This is a genomic window from Rhizobacter sp. P2_D12, assembly GCF_056404395.1.
The window spans coordinates 122,508-147,446 of record NZ_JBFUEB010000001.1 but is presented as its reverse complement, the minus strand read 5'-3'; the positions used below and the strand labels follow the sequence as shown (position 1 = coordinate 147,446).

The following is a 24,939-nucleotide window of genomic DNA, read 5'->3' as shown; positions in this document are numbered from 1 at the left end:
GCGGCCTGCTGCGCGGCCGCTTCTCTCTTTGGCGGCCTGACCCTCTTTTGACGAGTTGTGATGACGGAACGTCTGCCGAACTTCTTGTGGCGCAGCCTGGCGATGGTGGCCTGGGCGTTGTTCGCGCTCGCCTTGCCGGTCGCCAGCCACGCGCTGACGCCACCGCAGGCACTCGCGCTCGCCAAGGGCGAGAACGAAGAGCGCATCGCTGCGTTGCAGTCTTCGCTCGCGCGCGGCGACGACGGTCTGGCCGCTTTCGTCCAGGCGATGCTCGACGACGAAGTCAAGCTGGCCGGCGACAAGGTGTTCATCGTGCATGGCGACAAGGTGACCGACGCCGCCACCGGCGCCGCCGCGCGCCTGCCCGACGGCGCCGAGGACGTGATCAACAGCAACCAGATGCGCCGCGAGCTCGACGGGGCGATGGCCGCGCTGAAGCTGTTCTCGCGCGACCTGGACGAGCGCCGCGCCGCGGTCAAGGCGCTGAAGGAGGAAGCCGACGAGGCGCGGCTGCCGCTGATCGAGAAGGCGCTCGCCGCCGAGACCGATGCCGCGCTGAAGGAGCAGCTGAACCAGGTGCGCGCCGCCATCCTGGTGTCGGCCAGCGACCCGGCCAAGCGGCTCGAGGCCGCGAAGGCGCTGGCCGGCAGCCTGACGCCGGCCACCAAGACACTGATCCTCGAACGCTTGAAGCCCGCGGCCGAAGGCGGCGAGGGCGACGCCGACATCCGCAGCCAGCTCGGCATCGCGCTCGGCGCGATCGACGCACGCCTCGCGTGGGGCGAGCGCCTGGGCGTGCTGTTCACCGGCGTCAGCCTGGGCAGCATCCTGCTGCTGGTGGCGCTGGGCCTGGCGATCACCTACGGCCTGATGGGCGTCATCAACATGGCGCACGGCGAGCTGATGATGATCGGCGCCTATGCCACCTACGTGGTGCAGAACCTCTTCAAGTCGCACCTGCCGGGGCTGTTCGACGCCTACGTGATCGTCGCGATCCCGGCCTCGTTCCTGGCGGCGGCGCTGGTCGGCGCGGTGCTGGAGCGCAGCGTGATCCGCTGGCTTTATGGCCGCCCGCTGGAGACGCTGCTGGCCACCTGGGGCATCAGCCTGGTGCTGATGCAGGGCGTGCGCTCGATCTTCGGCGCGCAGAACGTGCAGGTCGAGAACCCGGCCTGGCTGTCGGGCGGCGTGCAGGTGCTGAGCAACCTGACGCTGCCGTTCAACCGCATCGCGATCGTGATCTTCGCGGTGCTGGTGCTGGCCGGCGTGGCGCTGCTGATCGCGCGCACCCGCCTCGGCCTGTTCGTGCGCGGCGTCACGCAGAACCGCAAGATGGCGGCCTGCATGGGCGTCAACACCGCCCGCGTGGACACCTATGCGTTCGCGCTCGGCTCGGGCATCGCGGGGCTGGCCGGCTGTGCGCTGTCGCAGGTGGGCAACGTGGGGCCGGACCTGGGGCAGGGCTACATCGTCGACTCGTTCATGGTGGTGGTGCTGGGCGGCGTGGGCCAGCTGGCCGGCACCGTGTATGCGGCGCTGGGCCTGGGCGTGCTGAACAAGCTGCTCGAAGGCTGGCAGGGCGCCGTGCTCGCGAAAATCATGGTGCTGGTGTTCATCGTCATCTTCATCCAGAAGCGGCCACAGGGCATCTTCGCGATGAAGGGCCGGAGTGCTGAAGCATGAGCGCGGTTCTTCCTTCCCCCTCGCGGCCCGTCGGCCCGGGCACCAGCCTGCTGTCGCTGAAGGCCTGGAGCGGCATCTTCATCGCGCTGGTCGCCGTGGTGATCCTCGCGCCGGTGCTGAACCTGGCGGTGCCGCAAGGCAGCGCGCTGCACCTGAGCGACTACGCGATCAGCCTGATCGGCAAGATCATGTGCTACGCGATCTGCGCGCTGGCGATGGACCTGATCTGGGGCTACACCGGCATCCTGTCGCTGGGCCACGGCGTGTTCTTCGCGCTCGGCGGCTATGCGATGGGCATGTACCTGATGCGCCAGATCGGCCGCGACGGCAACTACCAGTCGGACCTGCCCGACTTCATGGTCTTCCTCGACTGGAAGACGCTGCCATGGCACTGGGCCTTCAGCGACAGCTTCTTCGCGACGCTGCTGCTGATCGTGCTGGTGCCGGGCCTGCTGGCCTTCGTGTTCGGCTTCTTCGCGTTTCGCTCGCGCATCAAGGGCGTGTACTTCTCGATCATCACGCAGGCGATGACCTATGCGGCGATGCTGCTGTTCTTCCGCAACGAGACCGGCTTCGGCGGCAACAACGGCTTCACCGATTTCAAGCGCATCCTGGGCCATCCGATCGCGACGCCCTCGATGCGCATGACGCTGTTCGTGCTGACCGGCCTGGCGCTGATCGGCTTCTTCCTGCTGGCGCGCTGGCTGGTGGGCAGCAAGTTCGGCCGCGTGCTGCAGGCCATCCGCGATGCCGAGAGCCGGGTGATGTTCACCGGCTACGACCCGCTGCGCTACAAGCTGAGCATCTGGGTGATCTCGGCGGTGATGTGCGGCATTGCCGGCGCGCTGTACGTGCCGCAGGTGGGCATCATCAACCCGGGCGAGATGTCGCCGGCGGCCAGCATCGAGATCGCGATCTGGGCCGCGGTGGGCGGGCGCGGCACGCTGGTCGGGCCGATCCTGGGCGCGTTCTTCGTCAACGGCGCGAAGAGTTGGTTCACGCAGGTGTTCCCGGAGTTCTGGCTGTACTTCCTGGGCGCGCTGTTCATCGCGGTGACGCTGTTCCTGCCGCAAGGCATCGTCGGGCTGGCGCGCAAGCTGGGCGGCAAGGACAAGAGCGAGGTGAAGGCATGACGCCCGAATTGATGGAGGCCGGCGCGCGCGTGCGCGAGGCGATGGCGCACAAGGCGCAAGGCGGCGCGGGCCAGTCGGGCGGCCGCGCGGCCAGCTACGGCCGCGTGGTGCAGGACGGCGTGCTGGACACCACGCACGGCGCGATCCTGTACCTGGACGACATAACAGTCAGCTTCGACGGCTTCAAGGCGCTGAACGCGCTGTCGCTGTCGATCAGCGCCGGCGAGCTGCGCTGCATCATCGGCCCGAACGGCGCCGGCAAGACGACGATGATGGACGTGATCACCGGCAAGACGCGGCCCGACGTCGGCAAGGCCTTCTTCGGCTCGACCATCGACCTGCTGCGCCTGCGCGAGAACGAGATCGCGTCGATCGGCATCGGCCGCAAGTTCCAGAAGCCGACGGTGTTCGAGCAGCTGACGGTGTTCGAGAACCTGGAGCTCGCGCTGAAGGCCGACCGCGGCGTGCGCTCGTCGATGTTCTTCCGGCTCGATGGCGAGCAGCTCGACCGCATCGGCGCGATGCTGGCGCTGATCCACCTGAAGGACAGCGCGCAGCGCGTGGCGGGGCTGCTGTCGCACGGGCAGAAGCAGTGGCTTGAGATCGGCATGCTGCTGATGCAGGACCCGAAGCTGCTGCTGCTGGACGAGCCGGTGGCCGGCATGACCGACGAGGAGACCGAGCGCACCGCGGAGCTGTTCCTGTCGCTCGAAGGCAACCATTCGCTGGTGGTGGTGGAGCACGACATGAAGTTCATCGGCGAGCTGACGCAGAACGGGCGCAACGGCAAGAAGGTGACGGTGCTGCACGAAGGCAGCGTGCTGGCGGAAGGCTTGCTGTCCGACGTGCAGGCGAACGACAAAGTGGTTGAGGTCTACCTGGGGCGCTGAGTCATGTTGAAGGTCGAGGGCATCAACCAGTACTACGGCGGTTCGCACATCCTGCGCAACCTGGGCTTCGAGGCGAAGCTGGGCGAGGTGACGGTGGTGCTGGGCCGCAACGGCGTCGGCAAGACGACGCTGCTGAAGAGCCTGATGGGCGTGGTGCCGGTGAAGACCGGGACGATCCAGCTCGATGGGGCGGACATCACGCACGACACGCCGTACGAGCGCGTGCGCAAGGGCGTGGGCTACGTGCCGCAGGGGCGCGAGATCTTCGGCCGCCTGACGGTGGAAGAGAACCTGCGCATGGGGCTCGCGTACAAGAGCGGCGGCACGCCGATCCCGGCTGAGCTGTTCGAGCTGTTCCCAGTGCTCAAGCAGATGATCAACCGGCGCGGCGGCGACCTGTCGGGCGGGCAGCAGCAGCAGCTGGCGATCGCGCGTGCGCTGGCGGCGGGGCCGAAGCTGCTGATCCTGGACGAGCCGACCGAAGGCATCCAGCCGAGCATCATCAAGGACATCGGCCGCGTGATCCGCATGCTGGCCGATCGCAAGACCATGGCCATCGTGCTGGTGGAGCAGTACTACGACTTCGCGGCCGAGCTGGCCGACCAGTACCTCGTGATGGAGCGCGGCGAGATCATCCAGCGCGGGCGGGGGCAGAACATGGAAGTCGAAGGCGTGCGGGATCGCATGTCGATCTGAGGAAATGCTGACCAATTCCACGCCACCCGGCACGCCCCGCGCGTGCGTGAAGGCATCGAACTGAAGGGCTGAGAGCGATGAGCCAACGTCTTATGGATGCTCCGCCGTGTGCATACGCAGTGACGCAATCTCGCGAAGGTGGCGCTGAATCAGACTTGGCTGGCTGACGAGGTCACGCCTCGCGCGGTCCGGACAAACCCCCAGATCACCCCATCTGCATATTTCCTGCACCTTCCCGCCCGAAGCTCGATGCTCCTTTGATCCAGGGAGAGCATCCATGTCCATGTTCTTTGAGGTCGACGAAGAGCCACCGCCTCCGTGCATTCCAGTCCAAGCCGGGCCCAGCCTGCGCCGGCTGGTCCTCGATCTGCTGATCTGCCTGGCCTTCGGCACGGTCGCGGCGATGTTTTTCAACCTCTTCTACTGCGGCTCGCGCGGTCCCAAAGAGGTCGCGGTCGTGCACGAACTCACCCACCAGGCGGCCGTCCACGGTTCCTTCGCGCTGGCCTGCGCGCTCATCGGTGCCAACCGCCTCTCGCACATCTTCGCCATCCTGGCCGGGTGCTGGCGGCTGGCCGGCAATCCCGAGCTCACTGACCCGAGAAGTACGCTCTTCGCAACGCCCGGTCCGACCCCGCCCGGAAATAGCTCTGACCGGCTCCGCCACCTCCATGAATCCATGCCGCAGTGGGCACCAGGTACTTGCGCAACAACGCGTTCGCCTCCGACGTGGCGCCCTTGAACTGCAGCGACTCGCGGAACGCGTAGTGCGAGAACAGCCGCATGAACTCGCCCAGGTAGACGTCGGCGACACCGGTGTCGCCGCGGATCACCAGCATGTTCTCGTCGTTGTCGGTCGTCGACGCGCCCGAGAAATTCGCCGAGCCCACCACCACCGTCGGGTTGTCGCCCAGCGGGTCCACTAGCATGTACTTGGTGTGCACGTACAGCACGTGCGCCGTGTTCTCGATGCGGTCCAGCTCGGCCAGCCAGCGGTCGAAGGTGTTCAGCTCCACGTGGTTGCCCACCGCCACCGTCACGTTCGGGTGCCTGCGGATGCGGTCGATCTCTGCCGCCTGCGCCTTGTAGCTGGTGCCCGTGCCCTTCTTCTCCATCAGCGCAAACCGGATCACGCCGTCCGTCTTGTCGAACGACGGCACGAAGCGGCTGTTCATGCCGAACGCGAAGGTCATGAAGACCCCGCGCTGCGCCCCGGCCGCCAGCCCCGCATACCAGTCCAGCGCCTCCAGCCCCGGCCGCGGCGAGAACAGCGCATCCAGCGGCGAACCGTCCGCCGGCAACGGTGACAGCGCCTCGGCCTTCGTCGCCGTCGGCTTGCGCGTCTCGTCCTTGTTCAGCAGCAGCCAATACTGGTAGTAGTTCGCCGCGGTGCCGTCGTCGCGCACGATGTGTGCATTGTTCGAATGGCCGAACATGCCGTTGCGGCTCAGGTTGGTCGATCCCGTCCACACCTGCTTGGGCACCCCGGCGCGCCGCAGCACCATGAACTTGTTGTGCGCAAACCCGCCCGAGTGCTCGCGCGACTTCACCATGCCGTCCATGCCCTGGCCCTGGAGCGCCGTCTCGTTGCCCTCGCCCTGGCTGTCGCCGTCGTACAGCACTGCGATCACCGCACCGCGCGTGCGCGCCGCCTTCAGCGCGTCGTAGATGCGCGGGCTCTTGAACTCGTAGAACGCGCCCACCAGTTCGTCGCCCGCACCGGCCTGGCCGATGAAGGTCTCCAGCCCCTCCACCAGCCCGCGCGACAGCCACTTGAAAGCCGACGGCCCCACCTCGTCGGGCGGGCGGTTCTGGAAGCGCCGCGCATACTCCTGCGAGCCCACCGCGCCGCGGTTGAAGAACACCGCATGCTTGCCCTGGTCCACCCGCTCGGTCTTCACCGCCAGCGTCACCTCGGGCCCGCGCACCAGCGCGCCCGGCTGGCCCGTCATCGCGACCACGGTGTACGCATAGTGCTCGTCGGGCGACGCGCTGTAGTCCGACCACTGGAAGGTCTGCAGCGGGTGCACGAAGCTCGACACCGGCTCGCCCGGCACCGGGAACGGCTCCACCAGCTCGAAGGTCTTCATGCCCGCGAGCCAGATGCGCTCGCCGTCGCGCTCGCGCTCGCGGCACACCGCGAAGCCCAGTACGCCCTGGTCGAGCAGGGCCTGCTCGGCCATGTCCCAGCCCAGCAGCACGACATAGGTGCCGGCCACCGCCATCGCGGTCAGGCCATCGTTCTCGTTGCGCACGCGCATGGTGTTCTCCCTTGCCGGTTCAGAACTTGACCGAATAGCCCGGCAGCGACGCCTCGGCCTTGCTGTAGGTGACGCCGTCGACGCGCAGCCCGTCGCCGTTGATCACGCTGATCACGCCGCCCTTGTTCGACAGCACCATCGGCGCGGTCACCGTGAAGCGCCGCGTCTCGCCGGCCTCGATCGAGCCCGACAGCGGCGTCGCCGACTTGTTGCGGTCCAGCAGCTTCCAGCCCGCCAGCTCGATGCGCCTGGGCGTCACGTTCAGCAGCGTCACCGTCTCGGTCTCGGGCGACTGCACGCTGTTCACGAGCGCCGAGACGATGCGCAGCATGCCGTCCGGCTGGTTCGGCGTCGGCGGATTGCCGGGAATGAAGGGGCCGGGCGCGGGCGGGTTGTCCGACGGCGGCCCGCTGGTGTCCACGCCGGTCTGGTGCCCGGTCTTGTCGTCGGTGTGCCAGGTCTGCGACTGGAACTTCAGGAAGATGCCGACCCACTGGCCCTGCGACGGAAAATGCAGCAGCAGCGCGCCGTCCTGGTACACGCCATCGTCCTTCGTGAACTGGCCGACGTTGGCCTGGTTCATGTGGATGTCGTGCACGCCGTTGCCGGGCAGGAAGCCGAAGTACGCATCCTTCTTGCCGGCCTCCGGGCCCCAGCGCTGGCCGAAGGCATAGACGCGCGCGTCCTCGTCGGACATCGCGCGCTGCACGTAGTGGTCGAGCTTCTCGTTCAGGTCGTTGTCGGGGCCGGGCACGTTGATCGGCAGCGGCACCATCTTGCGCGGATCGAACAGGTTGGTGCGGATGAAGTCCAGCGCCGCGCCGCCGGGCTTGGACACCAGCGCGTGCCAGCCCGACGGCAACTCGAGCAGGTTCTGCAGCACCGGGTGGTTGAACTGCGGCTCGATGACGTACTCCACCTCCGACGGCGCCAGCGCCGACGCCACGTTGACGGCGATGCGGTAGTCGGTGGTGCCGTCGATGACATGGACCTGGTAGTGCGGCTTGGCACCGGAACCAAGCTGGCGGTCGATCGCGCGTCCGCACAGGACGCCGTACTGGGCAATGGGCATGGCAAGCTCCTTGAGGTCGGCTCGCCCTGGTTGTGACAGAACCCGATGTCACCGGGATGACGGGCGGCCGTTCACGGCAGCTTGCGGCGCTCGATCCGGCCCGTCATCCACCACATGGTGGATGGCCTACCCCCTAACGTCGTGCCGCTTCGAGTGCCGCGAACGCGGTGATCAGCAACTGCACCGCCAGCACGTCCGCCGCCTGCTGCACCGACACCTCGGTGCGCGGCCCGAGCAGGTTCCACAGCATCGGCACGCTGGCCGCCAGCGTGTACATCGACCACACGAGAAACCAGGCCAGCGCTGTCCCGTTGTGGCCGCGCATCCATTGCCCCAGGCCCGGCACCAGCGCCGAGGCCAGCACCGCGCGCCAGTGCGGCGTGGCGGCGATGCGCCGCGACGAGCGCGCCCCGCGCCGCGCATGCCACACCAGCACGATGGCCGCCGCCACCAGCCCGATCGCCGCGGCCGTCAGGCCCTGGTGCAGCCAGTGCAGGCGCTGCTGCAGCTGGGCCGCCTCGTGCAGCTCGCGCTGGCTGTCGGCATCGCCGAAGGGCGTGAGCGGCTGGTGCGCGGCATTCCAGCGCAGCACCGAGCGGCTGTGCCCGTCGACCACCAGCAGCTCGCGGCCCAGCCAGGCCAGGTCGCGCGGCTCCATGCGCTCGGTCTGCGAGAACAGCAGCTCGCTGCCGCCGGGCAGGATGTCGGCCACCACGCCGGCGATGCGGTCGCGCCCGAAGCGGATCACGGTGGCCCACGGCGCCGGCTCCTGCGCCTCGGGCGGATGGGCCCGCGCCAGGCCCAGGAAGCGCGTGGGCCGCGGCGACGGCGTCTCCACCTCCTGTTGCAGCGCGAGCGTGGTGCCGTCCAGCCGCTTCAGCACCAGGCCGTTGGTGTCGGTGGTCCACAGCGAATCGCCGGCCCACCACAGGCCGTTGGTGAAGCGGTACATGCCGAGCGCGCTGCGGGCCAGGAAGCGGCCGTCGCGGGCGAACAGCGCCACCGCATGCCCGCCGCCGGTGGAGGCCGCGATGCGGCCGTCGGCCGCAAAGGCCAGGTGCACCGCGCGCGCGGCATGGGGGGCCAGTTCGGACGGCCACTGCAGCGCGATGCGGCCGGCCGGTTTCAGCGTGACGGGGTCGACCAGGTAGATCAGCGGGTCGTCGTCCAGCCGCAGCGCCAGCAGGCCGGCCGCGGGGTGCCAGTCGAGGCTGTAGATGTCGCCGGCCAGCCCGATCTCGGCCAGGTTGGCGCGGGCGCGGCGCCGGCCGGTGGCGTCGAAGGCCCAGATCTCGCCATCCACCGCCAGCCAGGCCTGCGAGGCATCGGACTGCACGGCCAGCGCGCCCGGGCCGTTCAGTTCGCCGGCGCGCTGGCTGACGCGCAGGTCGAGCGCGATCAGCAGCAGCGCGATCAACAGGCACAGCAGCGCCACGCGCGGGCTGGCCGCGTTGGCGGGCCTGCCGGGGCTCTTGCCTGCGTTCTTGTCTGAACTCTTGCCTGACTTGCCGGCCCTGTCTCGGGCCGTACGGGATTGGATCGCCATCGGGGAAGCTCCTCGCCAGCGCCAGAGCGTATCCGAGCCGCGGGGCGGTCCGCCCATGAAAACGGCCCGCCGAAGCGGGCCGTTCAACCGTTCAGCCGGAGCGTCAGGGCTGGTTCAGGATCTCGGTGCTGGGCTGGCCATTGTCGGCGATCACTTCCAGCACCTTCACGTCGTTGACGGCGAGGCTGTTCGGCACCGTCATCAGCAGCAGGTCGGCGTTGGTCTGCACGTTGACCGGCGCGGTGAAGATCACCGTCTTGCTGCCGGCCAGCGTCACGCGCATGACATACGCGCCGGCGGTGAAGTCCACCGAGTTGGCGCTCGACGCCGGCACCGCGCTCTTGTAGGCGGCAGCGGCGAAGTTCGGGCCGACGGTGGCGATGTCGACGTTCGCCGCGGTCAGGTAGACGTCCACGTTCTGCGCGTTGAACGAGCCGTTGACGATGCGCACGCGGGCGTTGTTGGCGGTCAGTTCCTTGTCGTACGGGTCGTTGATGAACAGCAGGTTGGTCGTGGTGGCCTCGCCGGGCACCGCGATCAGCGTGAACTTGTTGCCGCGCGTCGGGTTGAAGTTGATCGCGCCGACGGTCACGCCGCCGGTGGTCGTCTTCACGGTGTAGTCGGCAGGGGCGGTGTCGACGGTGAAGTACTTCGACGCATACAGGTAGGGCACGTCGTTGACGCCGCCCGAGATGTCGGCATTGCGGTACAGCGTGACGTTCGGGCCGGCCGGGATCGCGTGGATGAAACGGACCTTCGGGTCGGCGATGTCGAGCCGGTCGTCGATGCTGTCATCCCCGCCGCCGCACGCGGCGACCAACAGCATCGGAGCGAACGCCAACAGGAATTTGAGACCTTTGTGCATGATGAGCCTGCCTTTCAGTGAATCGGTGCAGCGACTCTATGTTTGGTGCATCCGGCGCACTGTCGGCAGACGCGGCGACCCACTGTGGGGCGTGCCTGAACCTCGTGTCGGACAAGGCGCCGCTTTGCACGGGACCGCGGTGTCGGATGGCGCTTGCGCACACAATGCGCGCCACCGCCCCACCGAGGAAGCCGCATGATCGTCGTCCATCACCTGAACAACTCGCGCTCGCGGCGCGTGCTGTGGCTGCTCGAAGAGCTGGGCCTGCCCTACGACATCACGTTCTACCAGCGCAACCGGAAGACGATGCTGGCGCCGCCCGAGCTGCTGGCGGTGCACCCGCTGGGCAAGTCGCCGGTGATCACCGAAGACGGCACGACGGTGGCCGAATCGGGCGCGATCATCGAGTACCTGCTGTCGCGCCACGGCCAGGGCCGGCTCGAGCCGGCGCCGGGCACGCCCGACGGGCTGCGTTTCACCTACTGGCTGCACTTCGCCGAAGGCTCGGCGATGCCACCGTTGCTGCTCAAGCTGATCTTCGACCGCATCCCGAAGGCGCCGATGCCGTTCTTCATGAAGCCGCTCGCCAAGGGCATCGCCGGCAAGGTGCTCGCGACGCTGGTGGAGCCCAACCTGAAGCGCCAGCTGGATTTCATGGAAGCCGAGCTCGGCAAGAGCGAGTGGTTCGCCGGGCCGGAGTTCACCGCGGCCGACATCCAGATGAGCTTCCCGGTCGAGGCCTCGGCGCAGCGCGCCGGGCTGGATGCGAGCCGGCCGAAGTTGATGGCGTGGCTCAAGCGCATCCACGCGCGGCCGGCCTGGCAGCGGGCGCTGGCGCGCGGCGGGCCCTACGACTTCGCGAACGACTGACGGTGCGCGGGCGGACGCGTCAGGTGCGCCACACCCGCGGCACCGGCGCCGGCAGGCCCCAGGCCAGCTCGCGCCAGCGCTTCCACACGCCGGTCAGCAGCTCCATCGCCGGCTCCACCCGGTGCGCCAGCACGCGCAGCACCACCAGCTCGTCGTGCGGCGCCGTCGCGCCGGCGGTGTCGCGCAGCGCATGCGCCTCGAGCTGCTCGCGCGCCGCCTCGAGCAAGGCCTCGCGCCGCGCCGGCGCGAAGGCCGAGCCGCTGGCGAACCACATCGTCGCCAGCACGCTGTGCCCGGCGAAACCGAGCGGCGAATCGAGCAGCTGCCGGTCCTGCCCGTCGACCGTGCCGCGCTCCAGCCACACGCCGGGCAGCTCGATCTGCTGCGTGTAGCGGCCTTCGTCGAACAGTTCGCCGCTGGCCGGCAGGCCGAGCGCCAGCACGTCCCAGCCGATCATCTCGGCGCGCGGCGCCAGCTCGAAGCGCATGCGGTTCTCGGCCTGCGTGCGGCGGTAGCACAGCGTCTCCAGCGGCAGCCACTCGAAGCGCGCGCCATCGGCCACGCGCGCCGCGAGCGCCTGCAGCGCGGTCTCGCCGAGGCTGCGGTAGAAGCGCGTCGCCCCGGGCGTGGTGATCAAGGCATGCGCGCCGCTGCCGACCTCGACGTCGATCTCCAGCACGTCGCCGCCGACCAGCCCGCCGGGCGGATGCACCAGCACGTTGTGGCAGACCGCGTCGCCCTCGGGGTACAGGCTTTGCAGCACGCGCAGCGGGCCGCTGTGGCGGTCGTGGACGACGCAGCGGCCGGCGTCGTGGCGGTAGTTCAGCGACAGGTGACCGTGCCAGGCCATGGGTTCTTTTCGGGGTGGATGCGGACCGCGTGCAGTGTAGGGGCCGCCGCCGGGTATGCTGCGTGCCGCCGCTGCTCCGGGACCCCGCCATGCTCGAACTCCTTTCCGACCCGCAAGCCTGGATCGCCTTCGCGACGCTGACCGCGCTCGAGCTGGTGCTGGGCATCGACAACATCGTCTTCATCTCGATCCTGGTCGACAAGCTGCCGCGCGAGCGCCGCGAGTTCGCACGCCGCATCGGCCTGTTCATGGCGATGTTCATGCGCCTGGGCCTGCTGCTGATCCTCGCGTGGCTGGTCGGGCTGACGGCGCCGCTGTTTACCGTGTGGGGCAACGAGATCTCCGGCCGCGACCTGATCCTGATCGCCGGCGGCCTGTTCCTGATCTGGAAGAGCACCGGCGAGATCCACCAGTCGATGGAAGGCGAGGAAGGCAGCGCCTCGTCGGCGGTGAAGGCCACGATGACGGCCGTGATCCTGCAGATCATGGTGGTCGACATGGTGTTCTCGCTCGACTCCATCATCACCGCGGTCGGCATGGTCGACCAGGTGGCGGTGATGATGGCCGCCGTGGTGGCCTCGGTCGGGTTGATGATGCTGTTCGCCGGCGCCATCGGCCGCTTCGTGTCCGACCACCCGACGATCAAGATGCTGGCGCTGTCGTTCCTGGTCGTCGTCGGCGTGGTGCTGGTGGCCGAAGGGTTCGATCACCACGTGCCCAAGGGCTACATCTACTTCGCGATGGCCTTCTCGCTCGGGGTCGAGATGCTCAACATCCGGATGCGCCGCCGCTCCGCCCGCCCGGCGCAGCTGAAGGCCGCGTATGTGCGCGAGGATGAGCCTCCGGTGCCTCCTGCGGCGTGACGGCGGCTTTGCCGGCCGCCGCTGCCGAAGACGGCAGCGGGCGGGTGTCGAGCAGCCAGATGCCCGGCGTGGTGTCGGCGAACGGGATGGCCACCGGCCCGAGGGCCGCGAGGCAGCGCTTGATCGAGGGCAGCACGGCAGGCCTCCTTCAGTGCCGGACGTCGGGGCGGGTGAAGAGCGGCTCGGCCAGCTCGTCGTGGCCCGGCTCGTCGAAGTAGCGCGCCGCCATCGCCGCCGCCATCTCCGAAGGCGTCAGGACCTGGGCATGTGCCTCGGGCAGGCTGTTGCGGCTGATCGTGTCGAGCAGCAGGTCGAGCGCGATCGCGGTGGCCGACAGCGCGAGCCACAGCAGCACCTGCTCCAGCCAGTCCTGCCCGATCACCAGCGCGACCGGCACCGAGACCCACAGGCTCAGGCAGTAGAAGCAGGCCAGCGACGAGGTCTCGCCGGCCCAGTGCCGCAGCCGCTCGAGCAGCCGGCGCGGGCCGGCCTCGGCGCTCAGCAGGTGGGTGATGCGCCAGACGGCCAGCGCGCCGAGAAGGGACAGATACCACTTCATGTGCGTCTCCTGATGCGGGGTGGGGTGGTTGGATGCCATGGACCGCATTCCATCGGCGACGGCTTCCCATTGACACGCCCGGATGGGCGCGCATCGGCCGGCCGGCGAGACGATGGCCAGACGATGCGGCGGCCGGAAACGGAAAACCCCTGGGAGGACGGGCCTCGCAGGGGTTTCGGGGGGAGGGGGAACGGGCGTCGGCGGCTCAGGCGGCGCGCGGTTTGTCATCACCCTTGGGGATGTCGCCATCGCCGCAGGGGTCGGGCCGGCGGCCTTTCGGCGGTTCGTAGCGCGCGTTGAACACCGGGAACTCGGGGATCGCCGCCGGCAGCAGGCCCTTGAACGGCTGGCCCTTGTGGTATTCGACGATGAAGTCGACCCAGTCGGTGACCTTCACGAAATCGATGATGTGCGGCTGCACGCGCGGCAGCGTCGGGTCGGGGTTGACGTCGAGGTAGTACGGCGAGCGCCAGTCCCACAGCCCGAGCAGCAGCGGGTCGGGCAGGAAGATGTTCATCGCGAGGTTCTTCGACGAGAAGTCCCAGAACTCGCCGGCGTCGGTCCACGGGGCGTCCGCGGCGCCGTAGCGCTTGATGTCCTTCAGCGCGTCGCGCAGCCCGGCGGCGGCCTGCTGCACCTTGAAGGGTGCGAAGTCGGTGGCCAGCAGCTCGGTCGCCAGGCTGTCGATGTCGGTCAGTTCGTCGGGCGCCTCCAGGTCCATGTTGGCATTGGTGTCGAACTGCTGGGCCTTGCGGATCGCGTTGCGGATCTTCTGCACGATGGCCGGGCGCTGCGCCGGCGTGGAGGTGCGCAGCGCCGCGAGCAGTGCATCGGCCAGGTCGTCGATGCGCTCGACGATGGCCTGCAGGCGCGCCAGCTGCACCACGCAGCCGACGGTGGGGTGGTTGCCCTTGGCGGCCAGGATGTCCTTGTTGCCGTCGGCGAACCACTGGGCCAGCTGCTGCGCGGTGGCGCTGCCGGCCGCCGCGAGCTTCTGGAACACCGCGGGGTAGGCGGCGCCGGCGGTGAAGAAGTTGTAGTTCTCGTAGCCGGTGGCGTAGTCGGCATGGGGCGCCACGGTGTGCAGCACCTCGACCGACATGTTGAAGCAGTTGTTGAAGTGGATCGCCGCGAGCTTGGGGACGCCGGCGTCCAGGGCTTGCCTCAGGGCTTCGCCGAGGCCCCAGGTGGACAGGGGCATCTGGCTGGCAGGCAGCATCGGCGATCCCTGCGGCAGCATGGGGGAGCCCTGCGGCAGCATCGGCGAGCCTTGCGGCAGCACGGGCGACCCACCAGCGTTCGTGATGTGCCATTCGACCTGCCCCTGCAAGGTCAGATTGGCAACGGTGAGCTTGCTGTGATCGATCTCGGGCAGGAAGCCGGCACCGTGGCCTTCGAGGGCCAGGACCACGTCCGACGTGGCCTGCAGCTCGTGTGCATGGCGCAGGAAGCCGGCCAGCGTGTTCGGTGAGCTCATGTCCTGCTTCCAGCGCGAGACCGTCTGCATGGCGGCGGGCTGGCCCGCCGGGACGTCGATCAGGTAGGTGTCGTCCTCGGCCAGGTCGATCAATGCCGTCACGTGGATGCCGCTTCCCGCGATCTGCAGCAGGCTCTTGACGAGCGGATGCTGTGCGAGCTGCTGGGAGCTGCCGTCCGGGAAGGTGCTGAGCACGGGATCGCTTCCGAACGGCGCGTACACCGCCAGCACGACGCTGTCGCGCGCAGCGGAATGGGTGTCGCGGGGCAGCAAGCGGGGGGTTGGCATGGGATCTCCTCTTGTCGATGGCTCAATGTGACGCGCGGCTGCTGCAATCGGATGCAACTGCGCAGGTGCGAACATGCACCTGTGACCCGCGCGTCGCTACACTAACCGCGATCCTTTCGCATGCACACTCCCTTGAAGTGGCCGCAGAGGCAGGAACGCCAGACGATCAAGAGACGATAGGTCTGTCATGGTGAGACACCCCCCTAATTTGCAGTCCCTTGCCTCGCCCGTCGGTCCATTGCTGCCTGCTGCGGTGGTCGATGCGCTGCTCGCCCTGGCGCTGGCGGCCCACAAGGCCGGTACGCTGGATGAACTGTTGCGGCGCAGGCCGCGATTCACCCGCTGGTTTTCCCGCAGGTTCCTCAGGCCGGTGCTGGGCACGTCGGGCGACGCGTTGCGAGGCGAGTCCGCCAGTGCCGATGCGGTGTCGCTGTGGCTGCGCTGGGCGGTGCTGCAACTGCGTCCGGACCAGCACACCGAACTTGCCGGCATCGAAAGCCAGGCCTGGATCGAGCGCACCAGTTGGCGCCCGTTCCTCGCGGTGATGTGCCATTTCGGCTTTGCGCCGGTGCCGGACTTTCGCCAGCGCTACCACCGTCGGGCTGACGAGTCGGCGGCCGACAACCTCTGTGGGCTGTGGGCCGTCGGGCCCAGCACCTTCTACCGCTACCTGGACAAGGGCAGGCGCCTCATCGCCGAGGGCTTGATGGACCCGTTGCGGGTCGGGGAGAAAACGCAGGTCTTGCGGCGCATGGCGCAGTCGCAGGCCTATGTGCGGCTCGGCCTCGACGAGGCCGATGCGCGCACGCACTGGCATCGCCTGCAAGCAAGCGATGCCTTGCTCTTGCGCGATGCGCCCACCGCGTGGTGGCATCAGTTGCAGGCCAGAGACTGGGATGCGGCGGTCGAGTTGCTGCAGCGATTCCGGATCGAACTGGCCACCGATCCCGAGACCGACGCGATGCTGGAGCGCCTGGCCGGCGAAGCGCTGCCGCCACGGGTTCGCTTCGCGCTCTGCCTGGCCCAGGCTTCCATCTGGCAGGTGCGCAATGCAGAGGAACGCGAACGCCAGGCGTACGAGCAGGCATTGCGCATCGCCAGCGCGGCCGACGACAGGCTGATGCTCGGCAAGGCCTACGGGGCGCTGGGCAAGTTCTATGAGCTGCGCGATGCGGATCGCGCCTTCGTCTGCTACGAGGACAGCGCCGAGTTCCTTCGCATTGCGCGCCAGGCCGGCGAGGGCGACGAAACGCAGACCGTCCAGGAGTATCTGGGGACGCTCGTCAAGCTGGCTTGGCTGCATGTGCTGCGCAATGACCCCCGCTCGCGGACGGTGCTCGACAAGGCCGAACAGCTGCGAGCCGACCACGCACTGAAGCCCGAAGCGATCGGCATGCTGGAACAGACTTGGGGCGAGTACTGGCGTCGAGCCGGTGACCTGCAGCGCGCGTTGACCCACAAGCACAGGGCCTTGAACATCTTTGAACGCCTGGGCGACCAGCGGTCCATCCTGATCACGTACCTGAACCTCAGCCTGATCCACGGCGAGGCGAAGGACTTCGACCGCGCGATCGCCTGCTCGGAGCGCATCCTCGACATCGGCAGGCGCATTTCGCTCGAGCCGGAGATGGAAAGCAGTACTCGCCTGAATCTGGGGGCCACGTACTTCTGGCAAGGGCGCTATGACCTGGCGATCGAGCAGTACCGGCTCGCCCTGGAGACGGGTCGTGGGGCCAACTTGCCGCTTCACATGCGGCGTGCCCACTACAACCTGGCCGAGGCGCACTACAAGCGTTTTCAGATCGGGCAGGACGCGCAAGACGAGCACCTGGGAGATGCCCATGCCGCCGCTGCGCTCAAGGGCCCGGCGGCCGAAAGCGACCCAGCCCATGTCGAAGCGACGCGCAACCTGAAGACCGAGATTCTCGGCCCCCGGGACGGTCAAACCTATGACCGCCTGCTGCCCGAAGAGTTTGCAGCCCATTTCGAGGAGATGGCCGATGTGCAGCGCCATCGGGCGGTGCTGGCTGTGCCTGTCGGTCCCCAGGCGCACGTCAGCGCCCACCTGGCCATCGCCAACGCCTACCTGGCCATATCGAGCAAGGAGCGCGAAGCCGCCTTGTCATTGATCAGGAAGCACGGCTTGGGCGACCAGTTCGCCGCCCAGCTCGAGGGACTTCGGGTGACGTTCAACCGCGAGCTGACGCGGGAACAGAACTTGGCCGTGCAGTGGCAGCGGCAAGCCGGTGAACTGTTGCAGGAGCAGCGTCGCATCGCCTTGCTGGAATACCTGTTTCGCGCCGGCTCGATCCAGAAGAGCATGTATGCCAAGGTCTGCGGCGTGGGGCTGGCGACTGCCTCCAAGCACCTGAGCACGCTGGCGCAACTCGGTCTGCTCGAACAGACCGGCAACGGGCCGAGCACGCGCTACGTGCTGCCGCATTGAGTAGCCCGGATGCCAATCCGGGGATCGTGATTCACACATCCCGGATTGGCATCCGGGCTACGGGATCAGAAGGTGGGGAGGGGCGCTCAAGGCGCGATGGACGCTCCCGCTTCGTACCACCGCTTCAGCAGCCCGCGCTCCTCGTCGGTGATCTGCGTCGCGTTGTTCAGCGGCATCAGCTTCAGCACCACCGCCTGCTGGTACAGCTGCTGCGCATGTTGCGAGATCGCCGCGGCCGAATCGAGCCGCACGCCCTTGCTCGCCAACTGTTCGTTGTGGCACATCGCGCAGCGCGTGCCGACCACCTGCTGCACCTGCGAAAACGTGACAGCCGGCGCCGCCTTGGCGCTGGACGCCGGCGCCGGCGCCAGCCACACCGCCACGCCCACCAGCAGCAGCGTGCCCGCCGCCGCGTATTCCCACGGCACCCGCCTGCCCTGCACCAGCGCCTTGTGCCGCACGACGAAGGCATGCCGGATCAGCGCGCCGGCCCCCATCACCAGCACCAGCACCGCCCAGTTGTGCGGTGCGCCGTACAGGAAGCCGTAATGGTTGCTGAGCATCGCCGCCAGCACCGGCAGCGTGAAGTAGGTGTTGTGCACGCTGCGTTGCTTGGCGCGCCGGCCGTGCACCGGGTCGACCGGCTGGCCGGCGCGCATCTGCGCGATCACGGTGCGCTGTCCCGGGATGATCCAGAAGAACACGTTGGCGCTCATCGCCGTCGCCATCATCGCGCCCACCAGCAGGAAGGCCGCGCGCCCGGCGAACAGCTGGCAGGCCAGCCACGACGCGATCACGACGAACAGCGCCACGCCGGCGCCGACGATGCGGTCGCCGTCGGCACGCTGCCCGAAGGCACGGCAGATGCCGTCGTAGACCAGCCAGAACACCCCCAGGAAACCGAGCGCCGCCGCGATCGCCGCGGCCGGCGCCCACGCATGCACGCGCGGGTCGATCAGGAAGGTGGCCGCCTGGTACAGGTAGAGCACCGTGAACAGCGCGAAGCCGGTCAGCCAGGTGGAGTAGCTCTCCCAGTAGAACCAGTGCAGGTGCGCCGGCAGCGACTTCGGCGCCACCATGTACTTCTGCGGGTTGTAGAAGCCGCCGCCGTGCACCGCCCACAGCTCGCCGTCGACGCCCTTGTCCTTCAGCTCGGGTGCCTCGGGCTTCAGCAGGCTGTTGTCGAGGAAGACGAAGTAGAACGACGAGCCGATCCACGCGATCGCGACGATCACATGGGCCCAGCGCAGCAGCAGGTTGACCCAGTCGAGGACGTAGGCTTCCATGCGCCTCAGCTGCCGCGGTAGGTGGAGTAGGCCCAGGGGCTCGCGAGCAGCGGCACGTGGTAGTGCGCCGCCGCATCGGCCAGCCCGAAATCGAGCGGCACGCTGTCGAGGAAAGGCGGATCCGGCAGCACGATGCCGCGCGCGCGGAAGTAGTCGGCCAGCTCGAACACCAGCCGGTAGCGGCCGGGCACGAAATCGGCGCCCTCCAGCAGCGGCCCGCCGGCGCGGCCGTCGGCATCCAGCTGCACGCTGCGCATCAGCTGCGGCACGCTGGCGGCATCCAGGCGGTACAGCCGCACCGCCATGCCGGCAGCAGGGCAGCCATTCATCGTGTCGAGCACGTGGGTGGTCAGTTTTCCCATGGTGGCGAAAGTGTATACACTTTGACTCCGAGAGCCAACCGATCCGCTGTCCATGCCTCGCGCCGCCCCCGCCAAGTCGACCCCGCTGAAGCAGATCCGGCCTGCCGGCCGGCGCGCGGCCGCGGGCGACGGCAACACCACGCAGCGCATCGTCGACGCGATCACCACCGCCATCGTCGAGCGGCGCCTGGCGCCCGGCACCAAGCTGGCCGAGCAGAAGATCGCCGACATCTTCAAGGTCTCGCGCACGCTGGTGCGCCAGGCGCTCAACCAGCTCAGCCGCGACAAGCTGATCACGCTCGAGCCGGCGCGCGGCGCGCGCGTCGCCGAGCCCAGCGTCGAAGAGGCGCGCCAGGTGTTCGAGGTGCGGCACATGGTCGAGTCGGCGCTGGTGCGGCGCGCCGCCGATGCGCTCGACGCCGCGCAGATCGCCGAGCTGCGCGCCCACCTGGCGGCCGAGCAGGCGGCGGTGCAGCGCACCGACGTCACCGGCCGCACGCGGCTGCTGGCCGACTTCCACGTGGTGCTCGCGCGCATGCTGGGCAACGAGGTGCTGGCCGAGCTGCTGGCCGACCTGGTCTCGCGCTCGTCGCTGATCTCGCTGATGTACCAGTCGGCCCATTCGGCCGAGCATTCGTTCGACGAGCACGTCGCGATCGTCGATGCGCTGGAGCGCCGCGACGCGCGCGCCGCGGTGCGCCTGATGCAGGCGCACCTGGACAGCGTCGAGCGCAACCTGCGCCTGGACCCGCGCGTACCCGACCTTGCCGGCGCGCTGCTGGCGCATGCAACCCCTTGATGGCCATGAACGACCGCACCTACCCCCGAGACCTCGCCGGCTACGGCGAACACCCGCCGCACGCCGAATGGCCGGGCCGCGCCCGCATCGCGGTGCAGTTCGTGCTGAACTACGAAGAGGGCGGCGAGAACAGCGTGCTGCACGGCGATGCCGGCAGCGAGCAGTTCCTGTCCGAGATGTTCAACCCGGCCAGCTACCCGGCGCGCCACCTGTCGATGGAGTCGATCTACGAGTACGGCTCGCGCGCCGGCGTGTGGCGCCTGCTGCGCGAGTTCGAGAAGCGCGGCCTGCCGCTGACGGTGTTCGGCGTCTCGATGGCGCTGGAGCGCCACCCCGAGCTGACGCAGGCCTTCGTCGAGCTCGACCACGAGATCGCCTGCCACGGCTGGCGCTGGATCCACCACCAGCAGATGGACGAGGCCACCGAGCGCCAGCACATGGACATCGGCATGGACATCATCCACAAGCTGACCGGCGAGCGCGCCTTCGGCTGGTATACCGGCCGCGACAGCCCGAACACGCGCCGCCTGGTGGCCGACTATGGCGGCTTCGAGTACGACAGCGACTACTACGGCGACGACCTGCCGTTCTGGCTGCAGGTGCGCAAGACCGACGGCAGCCTCGCGCCGCACCTGGTGGTGCCGTACACGCTGGACACCAACGACATGCGCTTCTCGCTGCCGCAGGGCTTCGCGACCGGCGACGACTTCTTCACCTACCTGCGCGACAGCTTCGACGTGCTGTACGCCGAGGGCGACGAGGCGCCGAAGATGTTGAGCGTGGGCATGCACTGCCGGTTGCTCGGGCGGCCGGGCCGCTTCAAGGCCTTGCAGCGCTTCCTCGACCATGTCGAATCGCACGACCGCGTCTGGATCTGCCGCCGCGTCGACATCGCACGCCACTGGAAGGACGTGCATCCGTTCAACCCCGACAACGCCTGGGTGTGGAAATGAAGCTGCAGCAGTTGAACGACGCGGCCCCGGGCGAATTCGCCGCGCTGCTGGACGGCGTGTACGAGCATTCGCCGTGGATCGCCGAGCGCGCGGCAGCCGCTGCGCCGTTCGCGAGCCTGGCGCAGCTCAAGCATGCGCTGGTGCAGGTGGTGCGCGACGCGACGCGCGACGAGCAGCTGGCGCTGGTGCGCGCCCACCCCGAGCTGGCCGGCAAGGCGCGCGTCGCGCTGACGCACGAATCGGCGAGCGAGCAGTCGGTGTCCGGTCTCACGCACTGCTCGCCCGACGAGTACGCGCGGATGCAGGCCCTGAATGCCGCGTACCGCGAGCGCTTCGGCTGGCCCTTCATCCTGGCGGTGCGCGGCCCGCGCGGCAGCGGCCTGACGCGCGCGCAGGTCATCGAGACTTTCGCGCGGCGTGCCGACGGCCACGATGCCGGCTTCGAGCTGGCCGAGTGCCTGCGCCAGATCCACCGCATCGCCGAACTGCGGCTGGATGACAAGTTCGGCAGCACGCCCACGCTCGGCAACCAGGTGTGGGATTGCGCCGAACTGCTGGCGCAGCACAGCGACCCCGGCTACGCCGAGCGCGGCCAGCTGACCGTCACCTACCTGACCGACGCACATCTCGCGTGCCAGCGCCAGCTGGTGCGCTGGATGAAGGATTGCGGCTTCGACGAGGTGAGCATCGATGCGGTCGGCAACGTGGTCGGCGTGTACCACGGCACCGACGTGCAGGCACCGCGGCTGCTGACCGGCTCGCACTTCGATACCGTGCGCAACGGCGGCAAGTACGACGGCCGGCTCGGCATCTTCGTGCCGCTGGTGTGCGTGCGCGAGCTGCACCGCGCCGGCCGTCGGCTGGCGCACGGCATCGAGGTGGTCGGATTCGCCGAAGAGGAGGGCCAGCGCTACAAGGCCACCTTCCTCGGCTCGGGCGCGCTGATCGGCCAGTTCGACGTGCGCTGGCTCGACCAGCGCGACGCCGACGGCGTGGCCATGCGCGATGCGATGCGCGCGGCCGGCCTCGATCCGGCGCGCATTGCCGCGGTGAAGCGCGATCCGGCGCGCTACCTCGGCTTTGTCGAGGTGCACATCGAGCAGGGGCCGGTGCTCAACGAGCTCGACCTGCCGCTGGGCATCGTCACGTCGATCAACGGCAGCGTGCGCTACCTGGGCGAGGTGGTCGGCATGGCCAGCCACGCCGGCACGACGCCGATGGACCGGCGCCGCGACGCGGCCACCGCGGTGGCCGAGCTGGCGCTGTACGTCGAGGAGCGGGCCGCCGCGCAGCCCGACCTGGTCGGCACCGTCGGCCAGCTGGGCGTGCCGAACGGCTCGATCAACGTGGTGCCGGGCCGCTGCCAGTTCAGCCTCGACCTGCGCGCCACCACCGACGAGGCGCGCGATGCGCTGGCGCGCGACGTCGTCGCCGAGCTGGAACAGATCTGCCTGCGCCGCGGCCTGCACCACACGCTCGAAGAGACGCTGCGCGCCGCCGCCGCGCCCAGCGCCCCCGCGTGGCAGGCGCGCTGGGAGGCGGCAGTGAAGGCGGCCGGCCTGCCGGTGCACCGCATGCCCAGCGGTGCCGGCCACGACGCGATGAAGCTGCACGAGGTGATGCCGCAGGCGATGCTGTTCCTGCGCGGCGGCAACTCCGGCATCAGCCACAACCCGCTCGAGACCATCACCAACCATGACGCACAGCTGTGCGTCGAAGCCTTCCAGCACCTGCTGGATCACCTGGACGAACAATGAACGACCGCTACGCGCGACTCGATGCGTGGGTCGACACGCACTTCGACGAGGAAGTCCGCTTCCTGCAGGCCCTGGTGCAGGTGCCGACCGACACCCCGCCCGGCGACAACGCGCCGCATGCCGAGCGCACCGCGGCCTTGCTGGCCGGCTTCGGCTTGGAGGCCGAACGCCATCCGGTGCCGGCCGCCGAGGTGCAGGCCGGCGGGCTGCAGTCGATCACCAACCTGATCGTGCGCCGCCGCTACGGCGCAGGCCGCACCGTGGCGCTGAACGCCCATGGCGACGTGGTGCCGCCGGGCGAGGGCTGGCAGCACGATCCCTATGGCGGCGAGATCGCGGAGGGCCGGCTGTACGGCCGGGCCGCGGCCGTCAGCAAGAGCGATTTCGCGACCTACAGCTTCGCGGTGCGCGCGCTCGAATCGCTGGGCCTGGCGCTGCGCGGCGGCGTCGAGCTGCACTTCACGTACGACGAGGAGTTCGGCGGCGAGCTGGGCCCCGGCTGGCTGCTCGCGCACGGGCTCACGAAGCCCGACCTGCTGATCGCGGCCGGCTTCAGCTACCAGGTGGTCACGGCGCACAACGGCTGCCTGCAGATGGAGGTGACGGTGTACGGCAGGATGGCGCATGCCGCGATCCCCGACACCGGCATCGATGCGCTGCAGGGCGCGGTCGCGCTGCTGAACGCGCTGTATGCGCAGAACGCGCTGTACCGGCAGGTCACGTCGAAGGTGCCGGGCATCCGCCACCCGTACCTCAATGTGGGGCGCATCGAAGGCGGCACCAACACCAATGTGGTGCCGGGCAAGGTGGTGCTCAAGCTCGACCGCCGGATGATCCCGGAAGAGAACCCGGTGGAGGTGGAGGCGGCGCTGCGCGCGGTGATCGCCGAGGCCGCGGCGCAGGTGCCGGGCATCACGGTCGACATCCGCCGGCTGCTGCTGGCCGAGGCGCTGAAGCCCTTGCCGGGCAACCGGCCGCTGGTCGAGGCCTTGCAGCGCCATGGGCAGGAGGTGTTCGGCGAGGCGATCCCCACGTCGGGCTCGCCGCTGTACACCGACGTGCGGCTGTACAGCGCGCACGGCGTGCCGGCGGTGATCTACGGGGCCGGGCCGCGCACGGTGTTCGAGAGCAACGCGAAGCGCGCGGACGAGCATGTGGTGCTCGACGATTTGCGGCGCGCGACGAAGGTGGTGGCGCGGACCTTGCTCGACCTGTTGAATTGATTCACGACTCCCGGATTGGCATCCGGGCTACGAAGATGATTGCTCGCACGCTGGCTTTTCTTTTCTTCGTGGTTTCGCTGCCGGTGCTGGCGCAGGAGACGCCGATCAAGTTCCAGCTCGACTGGCGCTTCGAAGGGCCGGCCGCGATGTTCCTCGTGCCGGTGGCCAAGGGCTACTTCCAGGCCGAGAAGCTCAATGTCACGGTGGACGCCGGCAACGGCTCGGGCGGGGCCGTCACGCGCGTCGCGTCGGGCTCGTACGACATGGGTTTTGCCGACCTCGCGGCGCTGATGGAGTTCCACGCCAACAACCCGACCGCGCCGAACAAGCCGGTGGCGGTGATGATGGTCTACAACAACACGCCGGCCGCGGTGCTGGCGTTGAAGAAGTCCGGCATCAAGGTGCCGGCCGACCTGAACGGCAAGAAGCTCGGCGCGCCGGTGTTCGATGCCGGCCGCAAGGCCTGGCCGATCTTCGCGAAGGCCAACGGCATCGCCAACGTGGCCTGGACCGCGATGGACCCGCCGCTGCGCGAGACCATGCTGGTGCGCGGCGACATCGATGCGATCACCGGCTTCTCGTTCACCTCGCTGCTGAACCTGGAGGCGCGCGGCGTGAAGGCCGACGACGTGGTGATCCTGCCGTACCCGCAGTTCGGCGTGAAGCTGTACGGCAACGCGATCATCGTGTCGCAGGAGTTCCTGAAGAAGAACCCGCAGGCCGTGCAGGCCTTCCTGCGCGCGTTCACCAAGGGCATGAAGGACGTGGTCGCCGACCCGAAGGCGGCGATCGCGAGCGTCAAGGCGCGCGACGGCATCATCAACGACGAGCTCGAACTGCGGCGCCTGAAGCTGGCGCTCGACGCCACCGTGCTGACGCCGGATGCCCGGGCCGAAGGCTTCGGCGCGGTGCTCGCGCCGCGGCTGAGCCTGATGGCCAGCCAGGTGTCGGACGCCTTCGGCACGCGGCAGCGCGTCGACCCCGCCGCGGTGTGGGACGGCAGCCTGCTGCCCGATGCCGCGTCGCGCAACATCTTCGCCGCCGCGCGCAAGTGAAGGCG

Annotated in this window: 22 protein-coding genes; 12 read left to right on the top strand and 10 right to left on the bottom strand. The window is 68.8% G+C overall.

Features of this window, described 5'->3' with window-relative positions; translation table 11 throughout:
* Positions 1-60: 60 nt before the first annotated feature.
* Genes urtB through urtE form a run of 4 tightly spaced genes read left to right on the top strand, consistent with a single transcriptional unit; the run spans position 61 to position 4,402 of the window.
* Complete coding sequence (gene urtB, locus AC1DYN_RS00665) at positions 61-1,683, top strand: urea ABC transporter permease subunit UrtB (protein ID WP_477957152.1); 1,623 nt, start codon at positions 61-63, stop codon at positions 1,681-1,683.
* Positions 1,680-2,816 (top strand): urea ABC transporter permease subunit UrtC, encoded by a 1,137-nt coding sequence (gene urtC, locus AC1DYN_RS00660; protein ID WP_477957151.1) that lies wholly within the window; start codon positions 1,680-1,682, stop codon positions 2,814-2,816. The genes urtB and urtC overlap by 4 nt, the downstream gene beginning before the upstream one ends.
* Positions 2,813-3,706 (top strand): urea ABC transporter ATP-binding protein UrtD, encoded by an 894-nt coding sequence (gene urtD / locus AC1DYN_RS00655; RefSeq protein WP_477957150.1) that lies wholly within the window; start codon positions 2,813-2,815, stop codon positions 3,704-3,706. Before urtC ends, urtD begins: the two co-directional genes overlap by 4 nt.
* Positions 3,707-3,709: 3 nt before the next feature.
* On the top strand, positions 3,710-4,402 hold the full coding sequence (urtE, locus tag AC1DYN_RS00650; RefSeq protein ID WP_477957149.1) for an urea ABC transporter ATP-binding subunit UrtE: 693 nt from the start codon (positions 3,710-3,712) through the stop codon (positions 4,400-4,402).
* 205 nt (positions 4,403-4,607) lie between these two features.
* Here urtE and AC1DYN_RS00645 read toward each other — a convergent pair whose 3' ends face one another.
* The 5 genes from AC1DYN_RS00645 to AC1DYN_RS00625 form a co-directional block, all read right to left on the bottom strand.
* Complete coding sequence (locus AC1DYN_RS00645; RefSeq protein WP_477957148.1) at positions 4,608-4,892, bottom strand: hypothetical protein; 285 nt, start codon at positions 4,890-4,892, stop codon at positions 4,608-4,610.
* A gap of 100 nt (positions 4,893-4,992) precedes the next feature.
* A complete protein-coding gene (locus AC1DYN_RS00640) occupies positions 4,993-6,663 on the bottom strand; it encodes a phospholipase D-like domain-containing protein (protein WP_477957147.1) in 1,671 nt (556 codons plus the stop codon).
* 19 nt (positions 6,664-6,682) lie between these two features.
* A complete protein-coding gene (locus AC1DYN_RS00635; RefSeq protein WP_477957146.1) occupies positions 6,683-7,735 on the bottom strand; it encodes a DUF2278 family protein in 1,053 nt (350 codons plus the stop codon).
* 133 nt (positions 7,736-7,868) lie between these two features.
* Entirely contained in the window at positions 7,869-9,281 is a 1,413-nt protein-coding gene (locus AC1DYN_RS00630) for a hypothetical protein (protein ID WP_477957145.1), read from the bottom strand.
* Between the two features lie 103 nt (positions 9,282-9,384).
* Positions 9,385-10,107 (bottom strand): DUF4397 domain-containing protein, encoded by a 723-nt coding sequence (locus AC1DYN_RS00625; protein ID WP_477957144.1) that lies wholly within the window; start codon positions 10,105-10,107, stop codon positions 9,385-9,387.
* Positions 10,108-10,341: 234 nt separating this feature from the next.
* Here AC1DYN_RS00625 and AC1DYN_RS00620 point away from each other — a divergent pair, with 234 nt between their 5' ends.
* Positions 10,342-11,016, top strand: a complete 675-nt coding sequence (locus tag AC1DYN_RS00620) for a glutathione S-transferase (RefSeq protein ID WP_477957143.1) — start codon at positions 10,342-10,344, stop codon at positions 11,014-11,016.
* A gap of 19 nt (positions 11,017-11,035) precedes the next feature.
* Here the strand turns inward: AC1DYN_RS00620 and AC1DYN_RS00615 are convergent, their stop codons facing one another.
* Positions 11,036-11,866: an urease accessory protein UreD gene (locus AC1DYN_RS00615; protein WP_477957142.1), complete on the bottom strand. Its 831-nt coding sequence runs from the start codon at positions 11,864-11,866 to the stop codon at positions 11,036-11,038.
* Positions 11,867-11,955: 89 nt separating this feature from the next.
* Here AC1DYN_RS00615 and AC1DYN_RS00610 point away from each other — a divergent pair, with 89 nt between their 5' ends.
* Positions 11,956-12,729 carry a TerC family protein gene (locus AC1DYN_RS00610; RefSeq protein WP_477957141.1) on the top strand — a complete coding sequence of 258 codons (774 nt, stop codon included), beginning with the start codon at positions 11,956-11,958 and terminating at the stop codon, positions 12,727-12,729.
* Positions 12,730-12,877: 148 nt separating this feature from the next.
* Here the strand turns inward: AC1DYN_RS00610 and AC1DYN_RS00605 are convergent, their stop codons facing one another.
* The gene (locus tag AC1DYN_RS00605) at positions 12,878-13,288 is read right to left on the bottom strand and encodes a hypothetical protein (protein WP_477957140.1); all 411 of its coding nucleotides are present in this window, start codon (positions 13,286-13,288) and stop codon (positions 12,878-12,880) included.
* Positions 13,289-13,493: 205 nt separating this feature from the next.
* A complete protein-coding gene (locus tag AC1DYN_RS00600; protein ID WP_477957139.1) occupies positions 13,494-15,053 on the bottom strand; it encodes a clostripain-related cysteine peptidase in 1,560 nt (519 codons plus the stop codon).
* Positions 15,054-15,306: 253 nt separating this feature from the next.
* On the opposite strand from AC1DYN_RS00600, the gene AC1DYN_RS00595 reads away from it, so the two are divergent.
* Complete coding sequence (locus tag AC1DYN_RS00595; protein WP_477957138.1) at positions 15,307-17,499, top strand: tetratricopeptide repeat protein; 2,193 nt, start codon at positions 15,307-15,309, stop codon at positions 17,497-17,499.
* An 86-nt stretch (positions 17,500-17,585) separates the two neighbouring features.
* Here the strand turns inward: AC1DYN_RS00595 and AC1DYN_RS00590 are convergent, their stop codons facing one another.
* Both AC1DYN_RS00590 and uraH read right to left on the bottom strand, forming a co-directional pair.
* Positions 17,586-18,785 (bottom strand): urate hydroxylase PuuD, encoded by a 1,200-nt coding sequence (locus AC1DYN_RS00590; protein ID WP_477957137.1) that lies wholly within the window; start codon positions 18,783-18,785, stop codon positions 17,586-17,588.
* 5 nt (positions 18,786-18,790) lie between these two features.
* Positions 18,791-19,147 (bottom strand): hydroxyisourate hydrolase, encoded by a 357-nt coding sequence (gene uraH / locus AC1DYN_RS00585; protein ID WP_477957136.1) that lies wholly within the window; start codon positions 19,145-19,147, stop codon positions 18,791-18,793.
* Between the two features lie 52 nt (positions 19,148-19,199).
* Between uraH and AC1DYN_RS00580 the strand changes: the two genes are divergently transcribed.
* The 5 genes from AC1DYN_RS00580 to AC1DYN_RS00560 are packed head-to-tail and all read left to right on the top strand — an operon-like array spanning position 19,200 to position 24,934.
* Positions 19,200-19,946: a GntR family transcriptional regulator gene (locus AC1DYN_RS00580; protein ID WP_477957135.1), complete on the top strand. Its 747-nt coding sequence runs from the start codon at positions 19,200-19,202 to the stop codon at positions 19,944-19,946.
* Positions 19,946-20,899, top strand: coding sequence for an allantoinase PuuE (puuE, locus tag AC1DYN_RS00575; RefSeq protein ID WP_477957134.1), 954 nt, complete (start codon positions 19,946-19,948; stop codon positions 20,897-20,899). The genes AC1DYN_RS00580 and puuE overlap by 1 nt, the downstream gene beginning before the upstream one ends.
* The gene (uraD, locus tag AC1DYN_RS00570) at positions 20,896-22,656 is read left to right on the top strand and encodes a 2-oxo-4-hydroxy-4-carboxy-5-ureidoimidazoline decarboxylase (protein ID WP_477957133.1); all 1,761 of its coding nucleotides are present in this window, start codon (positions 20,896-20,898) and stop codon (positions 22,654-22,656) included. Before puuE ends, uraD begins: the two co-directional genes overlap by 4 nt.
* The gene (locus tag AC1DYN_RS00565; RefSeq protein WP_477957132.1) at positions 22,653-23,879 is read left to right on the top strand and encodes a M20 family metallopeptidase; all 1,227 of its coding nucleotides are present in this window, start codon (positions 22,653-22,655) and stop codon (positions 23,877-23,879) included. The genes uraD and AC1DYN_RS00565 overlap by 4 nt, the downstream gene beginning before the upstream one ends.
* Before the next feature lie 35 nt (positions 23,880-23,914).
* Entirely contained in the window at positions 23,915-24,934 is a 1,020-nt protein-coding gene (locus AC1DYN_RS00560) for an ABC transporter substrate-binding protein (RefSeq protein ID WP_477957131.1), read from the top strand.
* Positions 24,935-24,939: the final 5 nt, after the last annotated feature.